This window comes from Pelagibacterium montanilacus (assembly GCF_003992665.1).
GTDB lineage: Bacteria > Pseudomonadota > Alphaproteobacteria > Rhizobiales > Devosiaceae > Pelagibacterium > Pelagibacterium montanilacus.
This window is the reverse complement of sequence record NZ_RZMX01000059.1, coordinates 279,578-301,250: the sequence shown is the minus strand read 5'-3', so window position 1 is coordinate 301,250 and position 21,673 is coordinate 279,578. Positions and strand designations below refer to the sequence as shown.

Here is a 21,673-nt window from a genome sequence, read left to right as displayed (position 1 = left end):
CACATCACTGCTCCACGTCCAGCCCGAGTTCGCGGGCAAAGTCGGAAAGGGCCTGCCCCTCGCCCGCATCGAGTTCATCAAGGCCGCGCTCGAGATCGGCAAGCGCCGCCTCGGGGCCATCGAGCGTCTGGCGCGACCTGATGAGCTGCATCCACTCATCGAGCGACCCGCCCTCCTGGGCGATCCGGGCGGCGAGCCCTTCTACCATGCCCCGGATCATGATGTCTCTCGTCGCATCGGGCGTAGGCTGGTCCAGCGTTTCGGCCGAAGCGCCGGCCTCGGCTGCAGCCAGCCCGGCCTGCGCCGTCGCCACCCAGGGTTCGTCGCCCGTCGCGATCGCCAGCAGTTCGCGCCAGAGCCCGACCGCCTCGTCGAAGTGTTCCAGCCGGGTCAATTCCCCGGCCAGGTAGAACCGCGAGCGCACATGGGCCGCGTCGCGCTCGGCCGCCGAGCGCAGCAGCGCCACCGCTTCGTCGGTGACCTCGCCGTCACTGCTCATGATCAGCGCCTCGGCCAGATCGGTCTCGACATCCGCCGTGGGATCGGAGAGCGCCATCACGCGCCGGTAGGCGTTGGCCGCCTCTCCGTAGCGCTCGGTTTCCATATAGATCGGCCCCAGCGCCATCCAGCCCCGCACATCGTCGGGGTTCTGCTCCAACCGCGCCTCGACCTGAGCGACCGCCGCGGCCAGATCGATCTGGCCGGTTTGGGCTTCGGCCACCTCGGTCCGCCCATCGAGCGGCTGACCGGGCAGATCCCCGCGTCCCGTGGCAAGGTAAAGCGCAAGGCTGGCCACCGCCACAAGACCGATCACGCCGATCATCACGGGCCGGGGTGGCGAACTGGGGTTGGCGCTGCGGAACTCCGCCTCGGCCTTGATGTATTCGCGCGCAAGCTCGGCGCGCGCCGCCTCTGCCTCCTCGTCCGAGAGCCGCCCGCCGGTGCGATCGGTATCGATTCCCTCGAGCTGGCTGCGGTAGAACGCGCGCGTCGTCTCGAATCCGGTTTCGCCTCCGCTCGCACCGCCCTGGCGCACGGCCCACAGCAGCACGGCGCAGCACGCCACGACAATAAAGGCTGCGAACAACCAGAGCACCCGGTCACCGTCCTCTTGAAAAGCACCTCGTTACGGTTTCTATAGGCGAAACAAGGAAAAATTGCAGCGGTTGGAGCCGGACGCTTTGCCGCACCACGCCGCGTCGGGATTGCCTGATCTTGTCTAACCCATCGCAATCAGAGCCAATTGCCCTTCTCGGATCGACCCCGTTTGCCGTGTTTCTTGCGGGGCTTCTGGCGTCCGAACACCGGCGCCGGGTCACCCTTTTTGCGCCCGAGCTCGGCCGAAAGCGATTGCCGCGCACCGTATCGTTTTCCCTTGGCCCCGTCACCCGGCCCGAAACGCTCAGGCTGGTGGCCGACAACCGGGCCCATGTCCTTGCCCGGCTCGGGGAGTTCGGCCCCGGACTCATGGAGACCGACGCCCTGCGGATCGCGGCGGAGGCGCCCGGAACCGCGCTGGGGTTGAGCCATATGCGCCACGGCGCGGCAGGGTTCGGCCTGCCCGCACGGCCCGAGCCCTCCCACCAAGCGGTGGCCGGGGAGATTTGCGTCTTTGACGATTGCTGGCAGATCAACTCCAGCATCATGGACGTCCGGGCCCGTGAATGGCTGGAAAAACAGGGCGTTACCGTAGTCAGCGAGGAAAGCCGTTTCGCGCTGAAGGGCGATGGCATCGTGCGGCGCGACGGCGAAGCGGTCGGGCCGGCACTCCTTGTCGACGACGCCCTGATCGCCGCGCATGCGGGGGCCAGGTCGCTCTCCCGGATCGCGACCCCGCGGTCCATGGTCACCTTCCTGTGCCGCGCTGACCGGGGCATAGCCAGGGCCGCGTTCATCCATCTCGATCACGGGGTCACCGTGACCCGCGCGGGCACCGGCCTCGTCCAGGTCCATGCCCCCGACGACGACGGGCGGGCCACCGAACGCGTCACCACTGCGCTCGGGGATGCGGAAGGGCTGCGGCTTGTCGGTCGCCGCAAATATACCGACCTCGTGACCCATGACGGCGCGCCCGCCATCGGAGGCCTGCCTTCGAGCCGGCTCAGCGCGATTACCGGCCTTGGTCCGCTCGATGTGGCCCTCGCCCCGACCATCGCCAGGCACCTTGCAGGCTCGGCCAGCGCGCGCGAGGATGAGTGGGCCCGCGCCCGTCAGGCCCGCCGTCCGAAAGGCGCGCCCGCGATCGACGATCTGCGTCCCGGGCCGGCACGGGAGGAGGCGCGATGACCGAACCCAATCGGCTCACCGGCGATCTCGGCCGCGAGTTGGCCTACCCGCTCGTGGACAGATCCATGCCGATCACGCTGACGGTCGACGGAACAAGGCTCTCTGCGCTTGCCGGGGACACCGTGCTGTCGGCACTTCTGGCCAACGGGATCGATACCCTGGGCACCCATCGCGGTCACCGGCTGGCGCTCGACGACACCACCGCGCCCGAAATCGCGCTCGCGGGCAACGCCGCCCGGGCCGACCTCGCGATGCCTGCTGCCCTCTGCCCTGCCGTCGACGGGCTCGACTACGTGACCATCGGCAAGCAGCGGAGCCCAGGCCCATTGCGGGCGATCAGCCGGCTGATGGGCGGGGGCAGGCGGTCGCTCGACCACGACATCGCCGAGGGGCTCGAGCTTCCCGGGCGCTGGATCGACGAGCCGGCGGCGCGGACCATCGAGGTCGATCTGGCTGTGATCGGCGGCGGGATTTCGGGCATGTCCGCCGCGCTCGCGGCGGCGCAGCGCGGCCTGCGCGTTGCGCTGTTGGAGAGGGACATGGCGCTGGGCGGGCTGTCACGGCTCTTTGGCCGAACCGAAGGCCAGCCGCCGCCCGAAGAGGCCATCCCCAGGGCCATTGCCGAGGTCTCGCGCTCCCGGCACGTCCAGGTGTTCACCGGCACCGAGGCCTTCGACATCCGCGACGGCACCATCCAGGCGATCCGGGTGCCGATCAAGGATGGCGTTCCCCGGCCCGAGCGGGTTGCGGTGCGCGCAAAGCACATCGTCCTGGCCACCGGACTTTCGGACACGGTGCCGGTTTTCCCCGGGAATCGCCTGCCCGGCGTTCTCTCCCCGGGCTTTGCCTGGCGCATGGCGGCCCATTACAGCATCTGGATCGGCCAGAGCGCCCATCTGCACACCGCCACCAATGCCGCATACCGGCTGGCGCTGCTCGGACTCGAACAGGGCAAGACCATCGTTCGGGCCAGCGACCCCCGCATCAATCCCCAAACCCGGTTCATCGAGTTCTGCAAGGCCTATGGCTTCCGGCACAGCTGGGGGGTGCAGATCGCCGAGATCACCCGTTCGGGGCGGGCCCATCCCACGCTGACGGCCCGGCTGCTCGATGCCCAGTTCGGCGCGGTCAACCTGGACGAGATCGTCAGCCAGTGCCTTCTCGTTTCGGGCGGCTGGCAGCCCAATCTGGATCTCTGGGTCCGGGCCGGGGGATCGGCACGGTTCGCCGAAAGCACCGGCAAACTCGTGATCACCGGCAGGCCCGAACTCGGGGCCGCGGGCTCGCTGGCCGGATATAGCAGTCTGTCTGGGTGCCGGGACAGCGGCGAGGCGGTCATCGAGACGCTGCTGGACGGCACCACCCGCGCCGTCGAGGACCCCCAGATCGATCCGGTCTATGAAACCCCGGACGACAAGGCCTATATCAGTCCCGCAAAGCGCAGCGGCCTTGCCCCGGCCTATCTGGGCAAGGGCCCGGGCCTGACGGCTCTCCATGAAGGGACCCGACGTTCCGTGTTCGGGGACAAGCGGCAGTCCGCCCACGACGAATCCGTCCTGCTCTCGAGCGTCCTCGCTCCCTCGGAAATCGCCGGGGCCATCGTCGCCGGCCTGCTGTCGCCCTCCGATACCGAAGTGATCGTCGACGAGCGTTGCGTGCTGCCGCGCCGGTTCGAGGCTCCAGGCGCCGGACTGGCCCTGCCGACCGAGCCGTCCGGTGAGGCGCCCTACCCTCCGTTCCTCAAGGATCGATATGGTCCCGATCAGGCCGTCTTCGCACTGGTCGCCGATGCAAGCCGCCGGATCGAGCCGGGGAGCCTGGTCTTTGCCAACACCGACGACAGGGATCCCACGCGTTCGGTGGGCGTGGTCATGGGCCCGGCCGGGGCTTATGGTGCGGCCATACTGACCGGATGGTCCGAGGGCCAGACCGTCTATGTGCGTGATGGGCACGCCTGTATCACGGCAGGCATCGGAGCGCGGATCGAGCCCGGCTCTGTGGGCAGGTCCGACAAAGCTACACCTGCGGCCTGACGGGGACGCAGATCAGCCCTTGCGGACCGCCTGTTCCATGCCCCGTCGCAGGATCTCGGCGTATTCGGGGTTGAAGCGGATCTCGGCCATCTTGATCCCCGCCAGCAGCCGTTCGCGCGCGATATCGTGGCCCGGATCGGCGCGGAATGCCTCGGCGGCCCGCTTGACCAGCACCTCGAGCGTATAGCCCGTGTCCGACCAGGCCTGCTCGAGCAGAGTGTTGAGCGCCAGGGACTCGCGACTGTCACGCACTGTGGCGAGCAGATAGAGGCTGTTGAGCGCCCCGAGTATCGCATCGGGGTCCAGCCTGTCCTCACCTTCGCGCGGGCGTCGCAAGGCTGCGGAAACCGTGGAATTGACCTCGCGCAACGGGCTCGCGATCCGCTCGGACATCTTGGCTGTGAGATCGGATACGATTCTGCCCCATGCGGTCTTGCCATCGATATCGAGATGATAGTGCAGTGCCCGAATCAGCCGGTGGAAGCGATCGATCGCGCGGCAGGCGAGGTCGAGATCGGCGAACACCCCCCGTCCTGCGGCCAACAGCGCGATCTGGTTGCTGGCGTGGCAGAGAACCGCTTCGACGAGCGGTCCATATCCGCCCTGCACGATCCGCGTGGGTTGCCCGCCCCCGCACAGTCGTGCCACCACCATCATCACCCGCCCCGGATTGCTCACATGTCCGACCATGGCATTCATCCACATCGCGCGGGAGACCGGGTTGGCCAGCGTGATGGTCTGGAGGGCGGAGCCGAGGGTAACCTCGTCGGGGACCTGCCCCAGCGCCGAGCCGAATTCCATCGCCTGATCGAGCATCCGGCGCTTGCGCATGGCCATGATCAGATAGGGCAGGACGGCGCGTTCCTCGGACCCGCCCATCTGCACGGTGTGGCGGCGCTTGAGGTCCGGGTCGTCCCCTTCGGCGGCCACGGCTTGCTTGAGGATCTCGAGCACATCGTCGGCTTCCCGGTCGAAGGCAGCCGTGGGGTCAACTCCTGAGGCGAGGGCCTTTTCCATTCTGTCGGCGGCGGGACGGGCAAGATCGCGCGCAATCCACTTCCAGATCGCCATTGCCTTGTCCCGGCTGATGGCTCCGACAAAGCCGGGAAATCCCGGTCCCTCGACGAGCACCGGCGCCATGGCGGCTATAAACCCGGCCCTGCCGGGCACGGCATCGCCGGCAGAAGCGTCTCGCCCGGGCCGGGTCCGGGGCTCTCGAAGGGATGGACTGGTTCTGGACATGGACTATCCGGTACTGGCGGTGCGTCCCGTTCTTTGTCTGATCGGACTCCTCGAGAGACGATACGCAAAGAGGGTAAACAAAAGCTGGAGCCGGCCGGAAACGACGAACGCCGGGGCCACGGCCCCGGCGTTCGGTAAAGACACAGAGATTGCCCGGATCAGGCGTCAGCGACATTCCAGCCGCCATCGCTTTCGCGGCATGCGGTACCCGAACGGCTGAAGGATTCGCCCTCGACTGTCACTCGGTGGGTGAATTCGCGGCAATCGAGATTGTTGACCCGCACATAGGGGCCCACAGAGACCGAGCCGGACGCTCCCCCAGAGTTCCAGGTACGCGGCGCGCCTGGACGACCGAACTGCAGTGCATAGAACTGCGCATCGGTGGCTGCCGTGCGAGCTCCCGAGCTCAGCCGAGGCAGTGCCGCGCCGTCGATATAGCGGAACCCGCTCGAATCAAGCCGCGCCTGCTGAATGTTGGCGCTCTCGCCGCTCGGCTCGGGCGAGGGCAGCGAATCGGCCGTATCCACGGGCAGACTTGCATTGGTGGGTGCGGGCCGCGGCTGGGGCTGCTCGTAAACGGTCGCGGTCCGCACGCAGCCAGCCAGTGCAAGAGCCATCACGACCAGCGCAACAGATTTAACAATCCTCATCGTCCAAAACCTTTCCGGAGGGGCTCTCGCCCCTTAAGTCTTTTTTGTTTCCCGACCCGTTGGCTCACACCGTGCCCGCGCGAATCCCCCGCGCTGCCGGCAGGCGCAATGTGGCCCTGAGACCGCCCATCGTAGACCGCGACAGTTCCAGATCGCCGCCGTAAACATCCACGAGTTCCTTGACGATATCGAGTCCCAGCCCGCTGCCGGGAGTCTTTTCGTCGAGCCTGACACCGCGGCGCAACACTTTGTCGGCTTCCTCGGCACTCAGTCCCGGTCCGTCGTCTTCAACGTGGATCGCGAGGTATCGGTTCCCCTCCACCACCATCTCGCCCGACATGAGGCGGACACTGCGCCGCGCCCATTTGCAGGCGTTGTCCAGAAGGTTGCCGGCCATGTCCTCGAGATCGCCTTCATCGCCCCGGAACCAGGGCGTGTCGGGGGCGATGTCCACCGCCACGTCATGTCCGGGGTTGAGCTTGCCCATCACGCGCCCTAGCCGCTCGAGCACCAAACCGCTGTCGGTCCGCTTGCCGACGAGGGAAGACCGGGCCGCCAGCCGCGCCTTGTCGAGATAGGTCGAGACGATTCGCGTCATATTCTCGGTCTCGCTCTTGACGGTTTCCCCGAGCGGGGTCGTGTCCCTTGCCGCCTCGTTGCGGAGCACGGCGAGCGGGGTCTTGAGTCCGTGGGCCAGATTGCCCACCTGGTTGCGCGCGCGCTCGATGATCTGGGTGTTGGACCGGAGCAATTCGTTGACCTCGTCGGCGAGCGGTGAGAGCTCGCGGGGGAACGTGCCTTCCACCGCCTGGCGCTCCCCTTCCCGGACCGCTTCCACAGCCTCGCGCAGCCGCTCGATCGGGCGCAACGCAATCCGCGCGATCATTGCGCTCATGGCGGCAAGAATCAGCCCCACCACCGCCAGCACGATCACCGCCTGCTCGCGGAAGGCGATGACACGCTCCTCGACTTCCGAAAGACTGCCCGTCACGAGAATGGAGATCCGGCCCGGCTCGCCCAGCCCGATGATGCGCTCGACCGCGCGCAGCCGCTCGCCCGTCGCATCCTCGATCACCCCGATGCGCGTGTTGGTGGGGCCGAACGGAGTGTCCATTTGCGGCAGCACAGTGCCCACCAGCGAGTCCGAAAACGCGAGCGGCGCTCCACCGTCGGTTTCGCTGATCAGCCAGTACCAGCCAGAGGTGGGCCGGGTATAGCGCGGGTCGGCGACCCCGATATCGTCCGATTGCGGGCTGCCCGCCTCCAGCGTGCTGCCCACCAGCGAGGAGATATGGAATTCGAGGCTTTCGGTGAGATCGCGGTCCAGCGCCTGGGAATAGAGTTCGGTGAGCAGCAGCGCGGTCGCGACCAGCGCGACGATCAGCCAGCCCGCCGAAAGCCAGAACAGCCGGAACGCTATCGAGCCGCGCTTCATCAATCCGTGACGATCTGGTAGCCGAGCCCGCGAATGGTCTGGATGAGGTCTTCGGGCAGCTTCTTGCGCAGCCGGCCCACGAACACTTCGATCGTATTGGAATCGCGATCGAAATCCTGATCGTAGAGGTGCTCGGTCAGCTCGGTGCGCGAGATCACCTTGCCCTTGTGCATCATGAGGTAGGACAGCAGGCGGAATTCGTGGGAGGTGAGCTTGATCGCCTGACCCTCCACCGTCACCCTCCCGGCCTTGACGTCGAGCCGGACCGGACCCGCCGTGATCTCGTTGGAGGCATGGCCGGCGGCGCGGCGCACGAGCGCCCGCAGGCGTGCGAGCACTTCTTCCATGTGGAAGGGCTTGGCCACGTAGTCGTCGGCGCCCGCGTCGATGCCCTGCACCTTGTCGCTCCAGCGGTCCCGGGCCGTGAGCAGCAGCACGGGCATCATCCGGCCCGAGCGGCGCCAGGCTTCCAGAACGCTGATCCCGTCCATGTGCGGCAGGCCGATGTCGAGGACCACCGCGTCATAGGGCTCGGTGTCGCCCAGGAAATGACCGTCCTCCCCGTCCGAGGCCGAATCGACCACATAGCCGGCATCGGCGATCGCTTCGCAAAGCTGGCGGTTGAGTGCGGCGTCGTCTTCGACAACCAGGATGCGCATGCCCGTCCCCCGTGATCGGCTTATCGTGCGTTGAGCGTAAGATTACGCGCCTGCCCGTCCGCTTCAAGGACCGCGACCACATAGACGATCGAGCCGCCCTGATCGCAGACCTTGACGCTGAGCACTTCGGTCGAACCGGGAATGCCCTCGCGGGAGAGAACGGAGGCCACGGGCTGGATCTCGCCGCTGGCCACCGCCGACTGAATCGCGGAATTGTCCCAGCACCCCTGCTGCGCCGATGCGATGCCCGGGCCGAGGGGGAACATGAGGGCCGCGGCCAGGACCAGCGCTGCGCGGTGAGTGTGGGGTGCTTTTTTCATGCCCGATCAATAGCGCGAATTGGCTGAACTGCAAATGAACGCGGCGCCCTTCCCGCGGGGGATACGCCTAGGCGCGACCGAGATCGGTCTTGATGCCCTTGCGCAAGAAGATGATCGCCAGCGCTTCCATCACGAGCTGGCTTCCAGAATAGCCGCCCAGGGCCGGCACGTCGACCCCCAGGACCTGGGCGAGCCCGACGGCCAGCATCAGGGCACCGACCACATAGGTCTTGTATCCATCCAGAAAATTCATGGTCTCGGGATCCTTTTGGGGTTCAGGTTGAAAAGAGAGGCCGGCATCCGCCAGAGCGGCGGCACGCACGGCCTCGACCCGGCTGGTCCAGCCGCGGCCAAAGCTCGCCCAGTGGGTGAGCCGCTGGAGAAAGCCCATGCGATGGTCACACAGCGCCTCGATCAGCGCGCGCGTGTCGCGCTGGGCCACCGCGCCCAGCGTAATCGGGCCCACGAATCCGTCCCGCACCACCCCGACCAGCGCCTGCAGCGCCTTGATCGCGCGGTCCGGGCCGGAATTGACCGCAAAATCAAAGAGCGCGAGATCCAGCCCGGCGGGAAGCGAGCCGGCCCGGCACCGGTCCCAGTACCGGGCCTTGTAGATCGACCCGGCCTCGGCCTTGGACAGATCGCGCACCTCGGACTTCGCCAGCGCCCACCAGGGCGCGACGCCCCGCCAGCGCGCCAGCGTCTTGCGGGTGATGCCCCTGTTGGTCGCCCCGCCCGGATCGGACGGATGATCGACATAGCCGCCCTCATGAGCGAGCACATGCGCAAGACAGATGCTCCAGCGGGTCGCGGGCATCGGCACCTCCATCGGTGATATGAGATCAGGTGTTGGTGGAATGGCTCAGCTCGAGCCAGTCGGCCCCGTGCCGGACGAGCACCAGCGTGTCGAAGGGCCCCGCGAGCACTCTGTCGGCCCCGAGCCTCAAATTGCCTGTGCCGGCACGAAACGTCAGGGTCATGCCCGCCGACCCGCAGCACACGAGCAATGCCCCATCCGCCCCGCCCGAGATCGTGTCGATGTCGTCGGCGCTCCCTGCCTCGGGCTGCGGCGTTGTCCGGCTGGTCGCCACCGCCAGCACACCGCCCGCAACCATGGGCGCGCTCTGGGCGAGCCCCATCATCTGTCCGAAACGGACGAACCCGTCTGGCGCGACGCCAAGCGCGGTCGTGAACGGCGCGCCATCGGTGCTCACGCGCAGCGCGAACTCCGCGCTCCCGAACTGGCCCAGTTGCACGCCCGTCTGCCAACCGGTCTGGAAGTCGAGCCCGGCTTCGTGGCCCGTTCCTTCGCGATTGAGCACGAGCCTGATATCCCCGCTCCCGCCTTCCCCGCTCTCGAGCGCCGCAAACAGCGCCGCCGGGGTGCGTGCCGCAAACAGGTTGACCGGATCGGGCGCGGTGCCCACGCCCAGCCCGGGCACTTCGAGGCGCGGGATGCGCCATTGCCCGTCGAGAAAGGTCAACCGGCGCGCCTCCGCCCGGTCCCAAGCGCTCCAGCCCTCGCCGGGAGAAGCGAACCGCCAGCCCCCTTGCGTCCGGATTGCGATCATCTCGCCATGGCCGGCCCAGTCTCCGGTCGGCTCCTCGCCCGTGAAATAGGCCGCGCCCTCGGCCGAGTCGGCCGGAGGCTCGGGCGTCCCGATCCCATCGAGAACGAGATGGACCAGCCCGTCGAGGACGAGGATCGCCTCATTGTGGGTCACGTGCTTTTGTGCCTGCTCGGGCGCGATCAGCGGCAGGGTGAGCCGCGCGGTCTCGGTCATGGGAACACTCCGTGTGCGGGATGGCCCGGCCCGAGCACCGGGCTCATCTGCCGGACCGTGAACTGGAACCCCGGGGCCAGCGCCCCGAAATCGGCGATCTGCGCACCTGCGTCGTAAACCGCATGGGGCGTCGTCACCTCGAAACTGCGCACCTCGATCTCCCCATCGAGGATGGCCACCCGATAGGCCTCGGGCTGGACGTCGAGCGGCACGTCGCCGAACGACCACACATCCCCGCCGACCCGCGTCCGGCGGATCCAGGAGAATGCCACGGCCCCTGTTTCGCTGTCCCGGCGCGCCTGGAGATGCACCGGCGCCAGCGGCAGAGCGGGCGCGGGGTCCAGCACCGTCTCGAGATCGGTCCCCTCCGCATCGCCCGGGCCTGCGAACGCGCGCAGCCGCCGCATTGCGCCGAGCGCCGACACCGGAACCGACAGCCGGGCGACCCGACCATCGAGCACCATTGCCATAGCGCCCTCGTGCGCCGTCACCGGCGCGGTTCCGTCGAGCCCGCGCAGAAGGCGGGACAGGCGATACCGCCCCGGCCCGATGAGCTCGGCCCGCGCAAAGCCCAGTTTCTCCCAGCGCCCGTCGGCGCCTTCGAGCGCGACGACATTGCCACCCGCGAGCGCCGCGCCATCGCCGATCGAAGCGGGGTGCCCGTCGAGCATGGTGAGCACCAGCGCCTCGCCCTCGGACCACACGCCCACCGGCCCGGGCCCGAACGGCTCCTCGACCACCCCCATATACGCGCCTTCGGCTAGCGTCAGCACATCGGCATCGGTGCCCAGATCGCGCAGCGTCACCGCTCCCGGCCAGGGCTGGGCGAAGGCGCCGGCCACCTCTTCGCTGCCCCCCGCCCCGTCGGGCAGATGCGCGACCACGATCACCGGGTCGGCCCCGACCGAGGGCACCGACACCGAGATCCGCCTGGGCGGCGGGGCGATGCTGGACACCGTCATGCTGCCATGACCTCCGGCGCGTATGGTGCGCACAAGCCCCTCGCGCACCTCCTCGACCGCTAACGGGCCTTCCCCCTGCCCGGCAACGGAAAAAAGGTCGCCCGGCTCGAGCGCGAGCAGCGAGGGCGGCAGCCGCACCTCCAGCGTATCGGCGGCCCGCAGCGCCTTGACCAGCGCACCTTCAGCCACCAGCCGTGCCGCGCCCGCCCCTAGGACGAGCCCGGTCGGCACCGCCATGGCGTTTTCCCCGCGATGGGCCACGGCGGTCACGGAGGCCGACTGGTAGTCGCGCTCCCGGTCGATATAGGCGATCGACATCCGCCCCACCGATTCCGCGGCATCGCCCTTGCGGCGGGAGACCAGAGCCCCCTCGTCCCGTGCAAGCCCGAGAGGATCGAGCGCGAGCACCGCGCGCGGATCGGGCCGCATCCAGCCCAGCCCATTGTTTCCGGCCACGATTGTCAGCTCGCCAGCATCGACCAGAGCCTCTCCGGCCTCGCGCATCGTGGCCAGCCCGTCCACCACCATGCCCTCGACCAGTGGCTGGCGCACGTCGATCCGACCTGCCGGCACCCCGTATTCCTCGGCCAGCGCCCCCAGATATTCGGCGATGCTGGCCGCACCCAACCGGCCATTGAGCCAATGACCGGTCTCGTAATTGGACGCATCGGCCCAGACGTCGGCCAGCCCGGGAAAGGCGGGAAACGGACGCGCATCCCAGCACCAGAGATAGATTCGCTCGGGATCGACCATCGGCCCGCCATAGACACCCGATTCCGGATTGCCCGGCTCGCCCGCGCTCCAATACGCGAGACATGCGCGCAGCATCTGGCGCTGGATCAGCGGGTCGGGCTCTCCGGAAGAGAAGGGCGGGCGCGCGTCCTCGGAGCTCTTTTCGTCCCCGAAGGCGTTGGGAGCGTTCGGCCCCTTGTCCACCGCCCCGCAGCCCAGTTCGGTCATCCAGATCGGCTTGGAGCCCGGCACCCATGGGGTCGGGGTTGGCGAGCGCACGCCGCCCACCCGGTTGTGGTGCGGCAGGCCCCACCAGCTCACCATGTCCTTGAGCCGGTAGACCCAGGGCTCCCCATGGGCGCCATCGGTGATCGGCGTGCGGAGCCCCGCGACCCGATCCGCGCCGCTGGCATAGAACCAGTCAAACCCCTCCCCCCCGGCGATATTGGCCCTGAGATAGTCGAGATCATGGATCGCACCGGCACGCTCGGCGTCCGCATGCCCGGGCCCGTCCCGCCAGTCGGCCAGCGGCATGTAATTGTCGATCCCCACCGCGTCGATCGCCGGATCGGCCCAGAGCGGGTCGAGGTGAAAGATCTTGTCGCCCGGCGCGTCGGCGGGCTGCAGCCCGGAATATTCCGACCAGTCCGCCGCGTAGGTGATCCTGGTCCCTGCCCGGACGATGGATCGCACTTCGCCCGCCAGCGCCCGCAGCGCATCGACAAAGGGGAAGCTGTCGGGCCCCGAACGGACGGATGTAAGCCCCGCCATTTCCGAACCAACGAGGATCGCATCGACCCCGCCCGCCGCCTCGGCCAGCGCTGCATAGTGCAGAACCATCTGCCGGTAGCCATTGGCCATGAACGCCGCGACCTGCCCGGCCGCCGCCGGGGTGCCATCGGGCGTGCCCACGACTCCGGGCGCCGGATCGCAGGTGATCCGCCCGCGCCAGGGATAGGCCGGCTGGTTTCCTCCATGGCCGTAAGGATCGGAGAGGCCATTGCCATTGGGAATATCCATCATCACGAACGGATAAAGCGTCACCGCCACCCCGCGCGCCTTGAGATCGGAGATCGCGGCGCGCACGGCACTGTCCGAAGGCGTGCCTCCATAGGCCGCCCCGCCCCCATGGCTCGAGACGATGGTCGCCGCCGAGCGCGAGATCCCCGCCACCGACCAGGTCGCGCCCTTGATCTCGCGCGGACGTCCCTCCACGCACGGTTCGACCCGGCACTGGGCGCACCGGAGGTCGGTGCCGAACCAGGAAACCACGAGCCCCACATGCGAGAGGTTCGGGCACAGCGCCACCAACTCGTCGATCGAGATGTCCCAATCCGAACGCCGCCCGCTCGCATGGGTGTTTTCCGGCGCGGTCCGGCCCCGGCCCAGCACCTGCACCCTCGGGGTGGGATCGTATCCGAACTCGGTAGCCCCGGGGATCACGCACACCGCGCGGATCGCCGGCTCGAGCGTGCCCACCGGACGGCATACCTCCACCGAGAGATTGGGCAGCCTGTTGCCGAACTGGCTGAGGGGCAATTGGTCGAACACCAGATAAGCCAGCCCGCGATAGCCGGGCACAGCCCCTTCGCCCTGCGCCGCTTCCATCACCCCGTCTGGCACCTGTTCGGCTCCGCCCGTATGGATCGCGATGTCCAGCCCGTCGGTTTCGAGCAGCTTGCCGTCGGCCCAGATCCGGCCCACATGGGCGATCGTGCCTTCGCACAGCGCCAGCGCGAAGGTCGCGACGATCTCCTCATGCCTCGGCTCGCTGGACTGGCGCTGGCCGCCGCCCTTGCCGCCGGAGCTACGCGCCGCGATCCGGCGCAACCGGGTCGCCCAGATGATGTTGCCCGAGATCCGCGCCCAGCCATAGACGCGCGGGATCGGGACACCCTCGCTCGACCCGGTAACCCTGATGTCGGCGCCCGCGGCGCTTGTCCGCCCCGCGTTCCGGTCGGAAAACAGCGCGCTGTCGACCGCGCTGCCCGCCAGCGCGCCGACCGCCCGGCCGATGGTCGCCCCGATCGGGCCGCCGATCACCCCGCCCACCACCTGGCCGGCCAGCGATAGTGCCAATGTCGCCATGACTTCTCTCTCTCGGATTGCCGACGCATGCGCGCCGATTCAGCAGGCTCTCAGCGGCGCGGTGGAAACGCGAAGACGCCGGCCAGCCGCGCTCGCCAGCGCGCGTCCAGCCGCGCCTGCACCACCCCCACCTGCTCCTGGGCATGGACGAAAACGTCCTGCCCGCTCATCACCCCGCAATGGCGCACGTCGAGCCGGCGCGAGAGCCGGAACAGCACCACATGCCCCGCCTCGGGACCGCCTTCGACGGGCTGGAGATGCCGGAACGCCGCCGCCTCGAGCGATATGCCCTCATCGCCCCGGCGCCAGTCCGGACTGTAGGGCGGGATCGGCTCGGCCTCCCGGCCGTAAAGATCGCGCCAGATGCCGCGCACCAGCCCCAGGCAATCGCAGCCCGCCCCCCGGGCAGCCCCCTGATGTCGGTAGGGCGTGCCGATCCAGCCCTTCGCCAGCCCGGCCACATCTGCTGCCCCCGTCATCGCACCAGCACCCCGCCATCGAGCCGGTCGCTGTCGGTGGGATAGCGCAGGATGAAGTCATTGCCCGGAATGTGCGGAAAGCCCTGGAAGTTGACGCCATTGCCGAATTTGGTGCGGCAGGTCGCGAACTGCTTGTCGCAGCCGGCAAAGACCTCCAGCCCGTCGCCCGGGACCAGCCATTCGCCCACGGGGCGCGAGAACCCGAGCGTCGCGCCCGCGTGGCGCAGCACCCCGTCCTCGATCCCGTCGCGCCTTCCACCGGCCCAGCGCACATGGCCCAGAGCGAACCAGCCATCGTCAAATTCTTCCAGACCGGCCACCTCTGCCGTGAACGGATCGGTGACCGCCACCACACTCGCCTCCGCCGTCCAGGCCGGCGCCGAGAGATCGATGCCACACCGCCCGTCGCCCAGCCGCGCATCGCACAGATGATGATAGAGTCGCCCCTTGCGCCGGTTGAGCGCGTGCTGGCCCGAGCGCAATTCGGCGCGAAAGACCCCGTCCTCGCGCACGATCTCGCCGATGGTGTCGACCCCGATCAGCGCGCGCTCGTCCACCTGCCGCCAGTTCACCCGCCAGCTTTCCACCCGCGCGCCGTCATACCGGCCCAGAACGATATCGTTCTCGGTGATCGACTCGGCATGGAGCACCCCCATCACCTCGCTGGTCTGCACCTGCGCCCCGGTCCGCTCGACCGTCTCGCTGCCATCGAGCCCATGGGCGGGCGCAAACACCTCCCCCTCGAACGCCAGTGCAAGGTCGTGGTCGGTGAACCCGAGCACCACGCCATCCGCCCGCGTGATCCGCCAGCACCAGCACAGGGTCGTTGCCCCGCTTGCGATATGGGTCGCAAAGCCTTCGGAAAACTGCCTCATTGGTCCAGCACCTCCACAAGCGGAATGTCGGGCACGACCGCCGCATCGAAACCCGAAAGCTCGATATCGAGCCGGTCGGTGTCGAAACGCACCGGAACATCAAAGAGAAAGCCCGCCGTCACCGCAGCCCCGACCCCGGGCGGCTCATCGAGCGTCACGATCCCCGATAGCGCATCGACCGTGAACGCCCCCGGCGCCAGCGTCACCCCGTCCACCGCCACCACGACGCTCGCGGCCACGGGCTTGGTGATCGGGCGCAGATAGGGATCGAACCCGGCCCCGTAGCGCTTGGTGAGCGGGAAATCGCGATTGGTCCCGTCCCCCGTGCCCAGCAGTTGATCCCCCGGACCCGGCTCTCCCCCCAGGGGGTGGGACGAGAAGTCGAGCCCGTCGCGCCACAAAAACGAGTGGAACCGCCCGCGCCGCTCCTCGAAAAATGCCAGCACCGCCAGCATGTCGACCCGCGACTTGACGCCATATCCCGCGTTGTAGCGCCGCCGGGAATGGGCCCAGCGGCTGTTGCGCTCCTCGTGGCCCGAACCGAGCGTCACCACATCGGTCAGCCGCTGGGGGCCGCCGCGCGCGCCCAGCGCGATGTCGAGGGGAAAGCGGACCGGATGAAATCCCATGATCAGGTCCCCCGTCCGCCCCGGCGCACGGCCCGGGCCAGCATCGCCGAGACTTCCGCTTCCGCGGCAACGAAACTGCGCGCGTCCTGCGCCGCCACGTTGAAGGTGACGTTGACCGCCTGCCCGCCCGTGCCTGCGGCCACCCCGAGCCGCCCGTCCGGTCCGCGCCGCAGCGGCATGATCGCCTCGGGCCCGGCTTCCCCCGCCAGCCCCCAACGCCCCGGCATGGGGAAATAGCTTGGCGTCGAGATTACCCCGCCCTTGGCGAAGGGCTGGACCGGCCCGAGCGCCGGATTGAACGCGGCAAACAGGCTCTCGATGGAACCGCCCACCATCTGCCCGAGCGGCCGCAGCGCCGCCTTGAGCGCGATGTCGGCGAACGACCGGCCGATATCGGCCAGGAGCCCCCGCAACGAACGGCCTTCCATCATGGCCCCGCGCAGCGAGCGGGTCAGCGTCGATCCCACCGAATTGCCCAGATCGCGTATGCGTTCGAGCTCGATGGTGGCGTCGCCCAGCTCGCGCTCGAACGCCTCTCCGAAAATCTCGCTCATCTGATCCCCCTGTCAGGATGGCTTGCCATCAGCTTTTCCAGCCCTGCCCTGTTCAGCGCTCCAGTCCCGGCGCGTCCGGAGAGCCCGGCATGGGCGGCGGCCAGCTCGCGCGGGGTCATCGCCCAGAACTGGGCCGGGCTCAGCCGCAGGATGCCGAGCCCGAACCCCATGGCATCGGACCAGGGAAAGCCGGTCATGAGGGGCCTCCCTCCGCGCCCCCGAAGGTCGCGCGCAAGAGCCGCGCGGCGATCTCGGCAGCCCCCTTGAGCCCGTCTTCGATCGCGAGCCGGGCCAGATCGTCGTCGGTGATCGCGTGCCCGGCCCCGCGCAGGCCGGCGCCCAGGATCGATGTGAGGTCGCGGGCGGAGATCCGGCCCTCGGCGAACCGCTCGACGAGGCCGTTGAGGTCTCCTGCCTGCAGCCGCGCCTCGAGCTCGGCCAGGGCGCCGAGGGTAAGGCATAGGGTCATCGTCTCGCCGCCGATCACGGCGTCGATTTCGCCCCTTTTGGGGTTGGCCATGTCTGTGTCTCCAGTGCGCCAGTGAAAAAGCGCCAAATAGGGTTCAGTCCGCGGCAAAGGTCAGCTCGCCGGCGCTCTCGAGCGCCAGCTCGAACGTCACCTCGCCCGAATGATCGCCGGCGAACTCGAGCGCCACGACCTGGAACGGTCCCTCGACTACGCCGAAATCGGGCAGGATGAGCTGCCAGCGCCTGATCGTCCCTGCAAAGAACAGCGCCCGGATTTCGGCGTCCGACTGCCGGTCCTTGAAGATCCCCGAGCCCGAAACCGATGCGCGCCGGATTCCGCCGCCCGACAACAGCTCGCGCCAGCGCCCGGCGCTTTCCGCATCGGTGGTGTCCACGCTTGCGGCGTTGAAGGCGAGGGACTTGGTGCGCATCCCCGCCACGGTCAGAAACTCCCCCGATCCCGCCGGATCGAGCTTCAAAAGCATGTCCTTGCCGCTCTGGGCCGTCATCGGGTCACTCCTCGCTCGGTTCGGAGAAAAGCCGCAGTTGCACCGCGGCGCGGGCCCGGCCCGTGGCCAGGTCGATGGTCGTGTCGGTCCGCACGTGCCGGCGCAGCGTCAGCCGGGTGTGCGCAGGCGCAAGGGCGCCGGCGGTCGCGATCTGCTCGATGCGATAGGCGATCTCGAGCGCCGCCCGCCGGCTCGGCTCGGCGCTCCAGCAATGGACCGTCAGCCGATGTTCGAGCCCGGGGGTCTCGTCGCCGTCGCGCGGAGCCGTGTCATGGCGCAGGATCGTCACATAGGGCGGCTTTGCCCCTTTGGGCGGCGCATCGAAGATCGCGCCCTCACCCACCAGCAGGGCCAGCGGCGCGTCCGCGCGCCAGGCCGTGACCAGAGCGGTCTGGATGTCGGAAGCGGGGTCCATCTCAGCCCACCATCGCGCTTTCGACGCACTGGCAGGCGAGATAGGCCCGGCGTCCGTTGATGTCCTCGACAGAGGCGATCTCGAGCGCCCGCCCGCGATAGACGATGCGGTCGCCCGGCCCGATGTCCTTTCTGAACCTCAGGGTCACCTCATGGGTCGCACGCCCGGTGCGCCCGTCGCTCTCCTCGGCAAATCGCCCCGCCCGCGAGCGCACGCGCGCCCACACACTGCCCAGCGGCACGAAAATCGCCTCGTGCCCACCATCGTCTGTGGAGCTCGTCTGTCGGCTCTGAAGCTGCACGCGGTCGCGCAGCGTGCCGATGGGCGGTGTCGCACCCCTCACAGCCCCATCCTCCGGTAGCGCGAGACCAGCCGGTCGAACCCCGCGGGCACCACCGCTCCGGCCCCGGCGACGATCACTGCGTCGCGGTTCTCGTACCAGTATCCCACCAGCACCAGCAGCGCCTGGATGAGATCGCCCGGCACCTCGGCAGGCTCGGTGGCCAGCCCGGCGACATAGTCGATCTCGATGCCCATGCGCGCCCGCACCCCGCCCGCGCCCTGCACCTGGGCGGGCACGAGAAGCCGCGCCGGCACCGCCCCGGCGTCGAAGCTGAACCCTTCGGTGTCGATCTCCTCGGGCGTGCCTTCTCCGTCATGGGTTCGCACCTCTGTGATCGCGATCACCGGGCCGACCGGCAGCCGCACCTCCCCGTCCCCGGGCCAGGCGTCGAGCACCACGCGCCAGGACTGGGCCAGCAGCGCGCGGCCGGTGATGCCCTCGATATGAATGCGCGCTGCCGTAATCAGCGCTTCGATCAGCCCGTCCTCGGCGTCGTCCTCGACGCGCAGCCAGGCCTTTGCCCGGACGAGCGCAATCGGCTCCTCGTCCGGTCCGGCGAGCAGATAAGATGTCATGGTTCGTCTCTGTTGGTGGTTCTTGTGGTTCGCCGTGAAAGCGTAGGCCCGATGAGGCGTCTTCCGCTCCGCAGTTCAGCGCTGGGGCACTTGCCTTCCCCCCTTGCGGGAGCAGGTGGCCGCGAAGCGGTCGGATGAGGGGTCCTCTGCCGCAACCAGGGCTTTGCGGACCGGATGGTCCCCAAGCCGCGCCTGGTCCGCGGCCCTCATCTACTCGGAGAACTTCAGCAGCTTGATCGCATCATAGTCGGCAATCCCGCCGCCCACGCGCTTGGTGGTGTAGAACAGCACATAGGGCTTGGCCGAATAGGGATCGCGCAACACGTTCACCCCCTGCCGGTCGACGATCAGATACCCGCGCCGGAAGTCCCCGAAGGCGATGGGCGTTGCGTCGGTGGCGATGTCGTGCATGTCCTCGGCTTCCACCAGCGGGAAGCCCATCAGCCGGGCCCGCCCGTCCGGGGTAGCCGCCGGCTGCCAGAGATAATTGCCGTCCGCGTCCTTGAGCTTGCGGATCGCCGCTTGCGTGCGCCGGTTCATCATCCAGGTGGCGTTCTGGCGATAGCCGGCCTTGAGCGCATAGACCAGGTCGACCAGCACGTCCGAGGCGTCGGCCGGCGCGGACCCGCCGGGGAACGCCCCATCGACGCCGGTCGCGACAAACCCCAGGCTCTCCCAGGCCCACTCCGCCTCAGCGACAGTGGTCGCAGATAGAAAGCCCCGCGGCTTGTTGTTTCCGTCACCGGTGATGAACGCCGCCGTCTCCTGCTCGGCAAAGGCCGCGTTCACCTCCTCGGCGATCCACTGGCCCACATCGACCACCGCATCGTCGAGAAACATCTGGGTCGCCGCCGGCATGGCGTAGAGTTCGGTGGTCGGGAAATTGAGCTCGTCGAGCGTCTGGGCATTGGTCTGGCTGCGCGCGGCGGATTCGCCCACCCAGCCGGTCTGGGGCCCGCTCACCGTGATGGGCTTTTTGTAGACCGAGGACGACACCTGCCGCACCCCGCAGATCGCCCGCATCGGCGAGACCGCCGTCAGCAGCCGCGACAGTTCCGTCTCGGTTTCGGCGGGCACCAGATAGCCGCCCTCCTCGCCCGATCCGGCCCGCAGCGCCTTTTCCTCGCCGTGCTTGACGTAGGCCGAGAACGCTTCCTTGTATTCGTCACCCGAATGGGCGCGTCCGCCTTCGAGCGACGGCCGGGCCCGCTCGATCGCGGCCTTGTCGAGCGCCGCCTTGTGCCCGTCGAGGATGGTGTTGAGGCGCTCGAGCTTGTCCTCGATCAGGGTGTCGGCGCCCCCGCGTTTTTCCAGTTCGCCCAGCCGGGCGTCATTGGTCGATTTGAACTCCTCGAACGCCGACATGAACTCGCCGAACAGGGCAGCCACATCGCCATTGGCGGGCACAGAAGCGGCCTTGTTCTCAAGGCGCGGAGCATCGGATACGGTCATTGTCCATCCTTTTTGGTTCTCATCAGTCGCGCCGCCGCGCCAAGCGTTGCGGCCAGTCGGGCGGCGTCGCCGCCCGGTGCGGCGCCGATCCGCGCCGCATCCATCATCGGGAAGGTGACGATGGAGATTTCCCACAGATCGAGCGCCCACAGCCGGCGGGTGCCCGATCTCTGTTCCCGGGTGGCGCGCACGGCACGGAACCCGATCGAAAGCCCGTCCAGCCCGCCCTGGGCGATCAGGTGCCGCAGGCTCGCTGCCCGTGGCACGCCCTCGAGCAGCCGACCGGCCACCTTCAGGCCCGTCGCGTCCTCGACCGCCTCTTCCCAGACGCCCACCGGCTCCTTGGGGTCGTGCTGGAACAACAGCCGGATGCGCGCCGGCCCGCGCAGGGCGAGCGAAGCGGCAAAGGCCCCTGGCATCACGATGTCCCCGCCCTGGTCGCGCCGCCCGAAAATCGAGGCGTAGCCGGAAAACCGCCCATCGGCGTCGATCACGACGCTCATTTGCGGCCCTGCCGTTCGCTCGCGGCTCCCGATTTGCCCGGCCGGGCGGCCAGCGTGCCCGCAAGGTTCCAGGCGAACTGCCGGAACACCCGCGTCGCCCGCGCGTCGGGTTTGGCGCCCTGGCTCTGCTTTTTGCTCATGATCTGTCCCTGTTGCTGAACAGCCTGTTGAGGTGCGCGATCTCGGTCACGAAAGCATTGAACCGCCGGTTCGCCGCCCCCAGCTCGCGCAACAGCACCAGGCACCCCCAACTCGCCGCCCCCGCCCAGAGAAACAGCGCCAGATGAGCCAGATCCCCGCGCTCGAGCACGGCATGAGTGATTTCATTCATGTGACGATTGCCTACGGAATGGTCCGAAGTTCGAACTCTGCTCGGTTCTTCTAGACTTGGTGAGCTGCACAGACGCAGCGTCAGGAGATTCGCGATGGCGAAAGTGAACCCGTTTCGTTCCCGGCTTCCCGGGACCAAAGTTCATCACGACAACAACGCTTGCACGGAAGGAAACAACATCGAGAGCAGAAACCGGGTAGCGGGCACCGGTGGACTGCCCAAATGCCAGCGTTGCAAAGAACTTTAGAACGTTTCCCCGCCCCGGGAGAGGTCAGGCTTGAGCCTGGACACCGCCGCTGGCCCACGAGCCCCCCTCTCCCCTTGAGGGAGAGGGGTCGGGGGTGAGGGG

General features: G+C 68.3%; 25 protein-coding genes. 2 read left to right on the top strand and 23 right to left on the bottom strand.

Annotated features, from left to right (window positions below):
- Positions 1-4 precede the first annotated feature (4 nt).
- Complete coding sequence (ccmI, locus tag EO136_RS17480) at positions 5-1,096, bottom strand: c-type cytochrome biogenesis protein CcmI (RefSeq protein ID WP_246018433.1); 1,092 nt, start codon at positions 1,094-1,096, stop codon at positions 5-7.
- Positions 1,097-1,215: 119 nt separating this feature from the next.
- Here ccmI and EO136_RS17475 point away from each other — a divergent pair, with 119 nt between their 5' ends.
- Together EO136_RS17475 and EO136_RS17470 are read left to right on the top strand one after the other, a co-directional pair.
- The gene (locus EO136_RS17475) at positions 1,216-2,286 is read left to right on the top strand and encodes a hypothetical protein (RefSeq protein WP_127145672.1); all 1,071 of its coding nucleotides are present in this window, start codon (positions 1,216-1,218) and stop codon (positions 2,284-2,286) included.
- Positions 2,283-4,319 (top strand): FAD-dependent oxidoreductase, encoded by a 2,037-nt coding sequence (locus tag EO136_RS17470; protein WP_127145671.1) that lies wholly within the window; start codon positions 2,283-2,285, stop codon positions 4,317-4,319. Before EO136_RS17475 ends, EO136_RS17470 begins: the two co-directional genes overlap by 4 nt.
- 12 nt (positions 4,320-4,331) lie before the next feature.
- On the opposite strand, the gene EO136_RS17465 is transcribed toward EO136_RS17470, so the two are convergent.
- From EO136_RS17465 to EO136_RS17365, 22 genes are all read right to left on the bottom strand, one after another.
- Positions 4,332-5,561, bottom strand: a complete 1,230-nt coding sequence (locus EO136_RS17465) for a hypothetical protein (RefSeq protein WP_127145670.1) — start codon at positions 5,559-5,561, stop codon at positions 4,332-4,334.
- A gap of 158 nt (positions 5,562-5,719) precedes the next feature.
- Positions 5,720-6,211: a hypothetical protein gene (locus EO136_RS17460; RefSeq protein ID WP_127145669.1), complete on the bottom strand. Its 492-nt coding sequence runs from the start codon at positions 6,209-6,211 to the stop codon at positions 5,720-5,722.
- Positions 6,212-6,275: 64 nt separating this feature from the next.
- A complete protein-coding gene (locus EO136_RS17455; protein WP_127145668.1) occupies positions 6,276-7,646 on the bottom strand; it encodes a sensor histidine kinase in 1,371 nt (456 codons plus the stop codon).
- On the bottom strand, positions 7,646-8,305 hold the full coding sequence (locus tag EO136_RS17450) for a response regulator transcription factor (protein ID WP_127145667.1): 660 nt from the start codon (positions 8,303-8,305) through the stop codon (positions 7,646-7,648). Before EO136_RS17450 ends, EO136_RS17455 begins: the two co-directional genes overlap by 1 nt.
- Before the next feature lie 20 nt (positions 8,306-8,325).
- A complete protein-coding gene (locus EO136_RS17445) occupies positions 8,326-8,625 on the bottom strand; it encodes a hypothetical protein (protein ID WP_127145666.1) in 300 nt (99 codons plus the stop codon).
- 67 nt (positions 8,626-8,692) lie between these two features.
- The gene (locus tag EO136_RS17440; protein WP_127145665.1) at positions 8,693-9,442 is read right to left on the bottom strand and encodes a glycoside hydrolase family 108 protein; all 750 of its coding nucleotides are present in this window, start codon (positions 9,440-9,442) and stop codon (positions 8,693-8,695) included.
- A 25-nt stretch (positions 9,443-9,467) separates the two neighbouring features.
- Positions 9,468-10,409, bottom strand: a complete 942-nt coding sequence (locus tag EO136_RS17435; RefSeq protein ID WP_127145664.1) for a DUF2793 domain-containing protein — start codon at positions 10,407-10,409, stop codon at positions 9,468-9,470.
- Positions 10,406-14,191 carry a baseplate multidomain protein megatron gene (locus EO136_RS17430; RefSeq protein ID WP_127145663.1) on the bottom strand — a complete coding sequence of 1,262 codons (3,786 nt, stop codon included), beginning with the start codon at positions 14,189-14,191 and terminating at the stop codon, positions 10,406-10,408. Before EO136_RS17430 ends, EO136_RS17435 begins: the two co-directional genes overlap by 4 nt.
- A 50-nt stretch (positions 14,192-14,241) precedes the next feature.
- Positions 14,242-14,670: an NlpC/P60 family protein gene (locus EO136_RS17425; RefSeq protein WP_127145662.1), complete on the bottom strand. Its 429-nt coding sequence runs from the start codon at positions 14,668-14,670 to the stop codon at positions 14,242-14,244.
- Positions 14,667-15,545: a DUF2163 domain-containing protein gene (locus EO136_RS17420; RefSeq protein WP_127145661.1), complete on the bottom strand. Its 879-nt coding sequence runs from the start codon at positions 15,543-15,545 to the stop codon at positions 14,667-14,669. The genes EO136_RS17425 and EO136_RS17420 overlap by 4 nt, the downstream gene beginning before the upstream one ends.
- The gene (locus EO136_RS17415) at positions 15,542-16,174 is read right to left on the bottom strand and encodes a DUF2460 domain-containing protein (protein ID WP_164730671.1); all 633 of its coding nucleotides are present in this window, start codon (positions 16,172-16,174) and stop codon (positions 15,542-15,544) included. The genes EO136_RS17420 and EO136_RS17415 overlap by 4 nt, the downstream gene beginning before the upstream one ends.
- Before the next feature lie 2 nt (positions 16,175-16,176).
- A complete protein-coding gene (locus EO136_RS17410; RefSeq protein WP_127145660.1) occupies positions 16,177-16,728 on the bottom strand; it encodes a phage tail tape measure protein in 552 nt (183 codons plus the stop codon).
- The gene (locus EO136_RS17405; RefSeq protein ID WP_127145659.1) at positions 16,725-16,925 is read right to left on the bottom strand and encodes a rcc01693 family protein; all 201 of its coding nucleotides are present in this window, start codon (positions 16,923-16,925) and stop codon (positions 16,725-16,727) included. The genes EO136_RS17410 and EO136_RS17405 overlap by 4 nt, the downstream gene beginning before the upstream one ends.
- Positions 16,922-17,248, bottom strand: coding sequence for a gene transfer agent family protein (locus EO136_RS17400; protein ID WP_127145658.1), 327 nt, complete (start codon positions 17,246-17,248; stop codon positions 16,922-16,924). The genes EO136_RS17405 and EO136_RS17400 overlap by 4 nt, the downstream gene beginning before the upstream one ends.
- A 43-nt stretch (positions 17,249-17,291) precedes the next feature.
- On the bottom strand, positions 17,292-17,705 hold the full coding sequence (locus EO136_RS17395) for a phage major tail protein, TP901-1 family (protein ID WP_127145657.1): 414 nt from the start codon (positions 17,703-17,705) through the stop codon (positions 17,292-17,294).
- 4 nt (positions 17,706-17,709) lie between these two features.
- Positions 17,710-18,120 carry a DUF3168 domain-containing protein gene (locus tag EO136_RS17390; RefSeq protein ID WP_127145656.1) on the bottom strand — a complete coding sequence of 137 codons (411 nt, stop codon included), beginning with the start codon at positions 18,118-18,120 and terminating at the stop codon, positions 17,710-17,712.
- Position 18,121: 1 nt separating this feature from the next.
- Complete coding sequence (locus tag EO136_RS17385; RefSeq protein ID WP_164730670.1) at positions 18,122-18,463, bottom strand: phage head closure protein; 342 nt, start codon at positions 18,461-18,463, stop codon at positions 18,122-18,124.
- Entirely contained in the window at positions 18,460-19,038 is a 579-nt protein-coding gene (locus EO136_RS17380) for a head-tail connector protein (RefSeq protein ID WP_127145654.1), read from the bottom strand. Before EO136_RS17380 ends, EO136_RS17385 begins: the two co-directional genes overlap by 4 nt.
- Before the next feature lie 210 nt (positions 19,039-19,248).
- Positions 19,249-20,490, bottom strand: coding sequence for a phage major capsid protein (locus tag EO136_RS17375; RefSeq protein WP_127145653.1), 1,242 nt, complete (start codon positions 20,488-20,490; stop codon positions 19,249-19,251).
- Positions 20,487-20,993 carry an HK97 family phage prohead protease gene (locus tag EO136_RS17370; protein ID WP_127145652.1) on the bottom strand — a complete coding sequence of 169 codons (507 nt, stop codon included), beginning with the start codon at positions 20,991-20,993 and terminating at the stop codon, positions 20,487-20,489. The genes EO136_RS17375 and EO136_RS17370 overlap by 4 nt, the downstream gene beginning before the upstream one ends.
- The gene (locus EO136_RS18680) at positions 20,990-21,133 is read right to left on the bottom strand and encodes a hypothetical protein (RefSeq protein ID WP_164730669.1); all 144 of its coding nucleotides are present in this window, start codon (positions 21,131-21,133) and stop codon (positions 20,990-20,992) included. The genes EO136_RS17370 and EO136_RS18680 overlap by 4 nt, the downstream gene beginning before the upstream one ends.
- Entirely contained in the window at positions 21,130-21,324 is a 195-nt protein-coding gene (locus EO136_RS17365; RefSeq protein ID WP_127145651.1) for a hypothetical protein, read from the bottom strand. Before EO136_RS17365 ends, EO136_RS18680 begins: the two co-directional genes overlap by 4 nt.
- Positions 21,325-21,673 lie beyond the last annotated feature (349 nt).

Coding starts and splice junctions, on each gene's coding strand:
- EO136_RS17465 (WP_127145670.1), bottom strand. CDS start 5,561: ATGTCCAGAACCAGTCCATCCCTTCGAGAGCCCCGGACCCGGCCCGGG.
- EO136_RS17425 (WP_127145662.1), bottom strand. CDS start 14,670: ATGACGGGGGCAGCAGATGTGGCCGGGCTGGCGAAGGGCTGGATCGGC.
- EO136_RS17460 (WP_127145669.1), bottom strand. CDS start 6,211: ATGAGGATTGTTAAATCTGTTGCGCTGGTCGTGATGGCTCTTGCACTG.
- EO136_RS17390 (WP_127145656.1), bottom strand. CDS start 18,120: ATGGACCCCGCTTCCGACATCCAGACCGCTCTGGTCACGGCCTGGCGC.
- EO136_RS17405 (WP_127145659.1), bottom strand. CDS start 16,925: ATGACCGGCTTTCCCTGGTCCGATGCCATGGGGTTCGGGCTCGGCATC.
- EO136_RS17365 (WP_127145651.1), bottom strand. CDS start 21,324: ATGAATGAAATCACTCATGCCGTGCTCGAGCGCGGGGATCTGGCTCAT.
- EO136_RS17410 (WP_127145660.1), bottom strand. CDS start 16,728: ATGAGCGAGATTTTCGGAGAGGCGTTCGAGCGCGAGCTGGGCGACGCC.
- EO136_RS17415 (WP_164730671.1), bottom strand. CDS start 16,174: ATGGGATTTCATCCGGTCCGCTTTCCCCTCGACATCGCGCTGGGCGCG.
- EO136_RS17380 (WP_127145654.1), bottom strand. CDS start 19,038: ATGACATCTTATCTGCTCGCCGGACCGGACGAGGAGCCGATTGCGCTC.
- EO136_RS17440 (WP_127145665.1), bottom strand. CDS start 9,442: ATGCCCGCGACCCGCTGGAGCATCTGTCTTGCGCATGTGCTCGCTCAT.
- EO136_RS17450 (WP_127145667.1), bottom strand. CDS start 8,305: ATGCGCATCCTGGTTGTCGAAGACGACGCCGCACTCAACCGCCAGCTT.
- EO136_RS17445 (WP_127145666.1), bottom strand. CDS start 8,625: ATGAAAAAAGCACCCCACACTCACCGCGCAGCGCTGGTCCTGGCCGCG.
- EO136_RS17455 (WP_127145668.1), bottom strand. CDS start 7,646: ATGAAGCGCGGCTCGATAGCGTTCCGGCTGTTCTGGCTTTCGGCGGGC.
- EO136_RS18680 (WP_164730669.1), bottom strand. CDS start 21,133: ATGAGCAAAAAGCAGAGCCAGGGCGCCAAACCCGACGCGCGGGCGACG.
- EO136_RS17470 (WP_127145671.1), top strand. CDS start 2,283: ATGACCGAACCCAATCGGCTCACCGGCGATCTCGGCCGCGAGTTGGCC.
- EO136_RS17395 (WP_127145657.1), bottom strand. CDS start 17,705: ATGACGGCCCAGAGCGGCAAGGACATGCTTTTGAAGCTCGATCCGGCG.
- EO136_RS17420 (WP_127145661.1), bottom strand. CDS start 15,545: ATGAGGCAGTTTTCCGAAGGCTTTGCGACCCATATCGCAAGCGGGGCA.
- EO136_RS17400 (WP_127145658.1), bottom strand. CDS start 17,248: ATGGCCAACCCCAAAAGGGGCGAAATCGACGCCGTGATCGGCGGCGAG.
- EO136_RS17435 (WP_127145664.1), bottom strand. CDS start 10,409: ATGACCGAGACCGCGCGGCTCACCCTGCCGCTGATCGCGCCCGAGCAG.
- EO136_RS17375 (WP_127145653.1), bottom strand. CDS start 20,490: ATGACCGTATCCGATGCTCCGCGCCTTGAGAACAAGGCCGCTTCTGTG.
- EO136_RS17430 (WP_127145663.1), bottom strand. CDS start 14,191: ATGGCGACATTGGCACTATCGCTGGCCGGCCAGGTGGTGGGCGGGGTG.
- EO136_RS17370 (WP_127145652.1), bottom strand. CDS start 20,993: ATGAGCGTCGTGATCGACGCCGATGGGCGGTTTTCCGGCTACGCCTCG.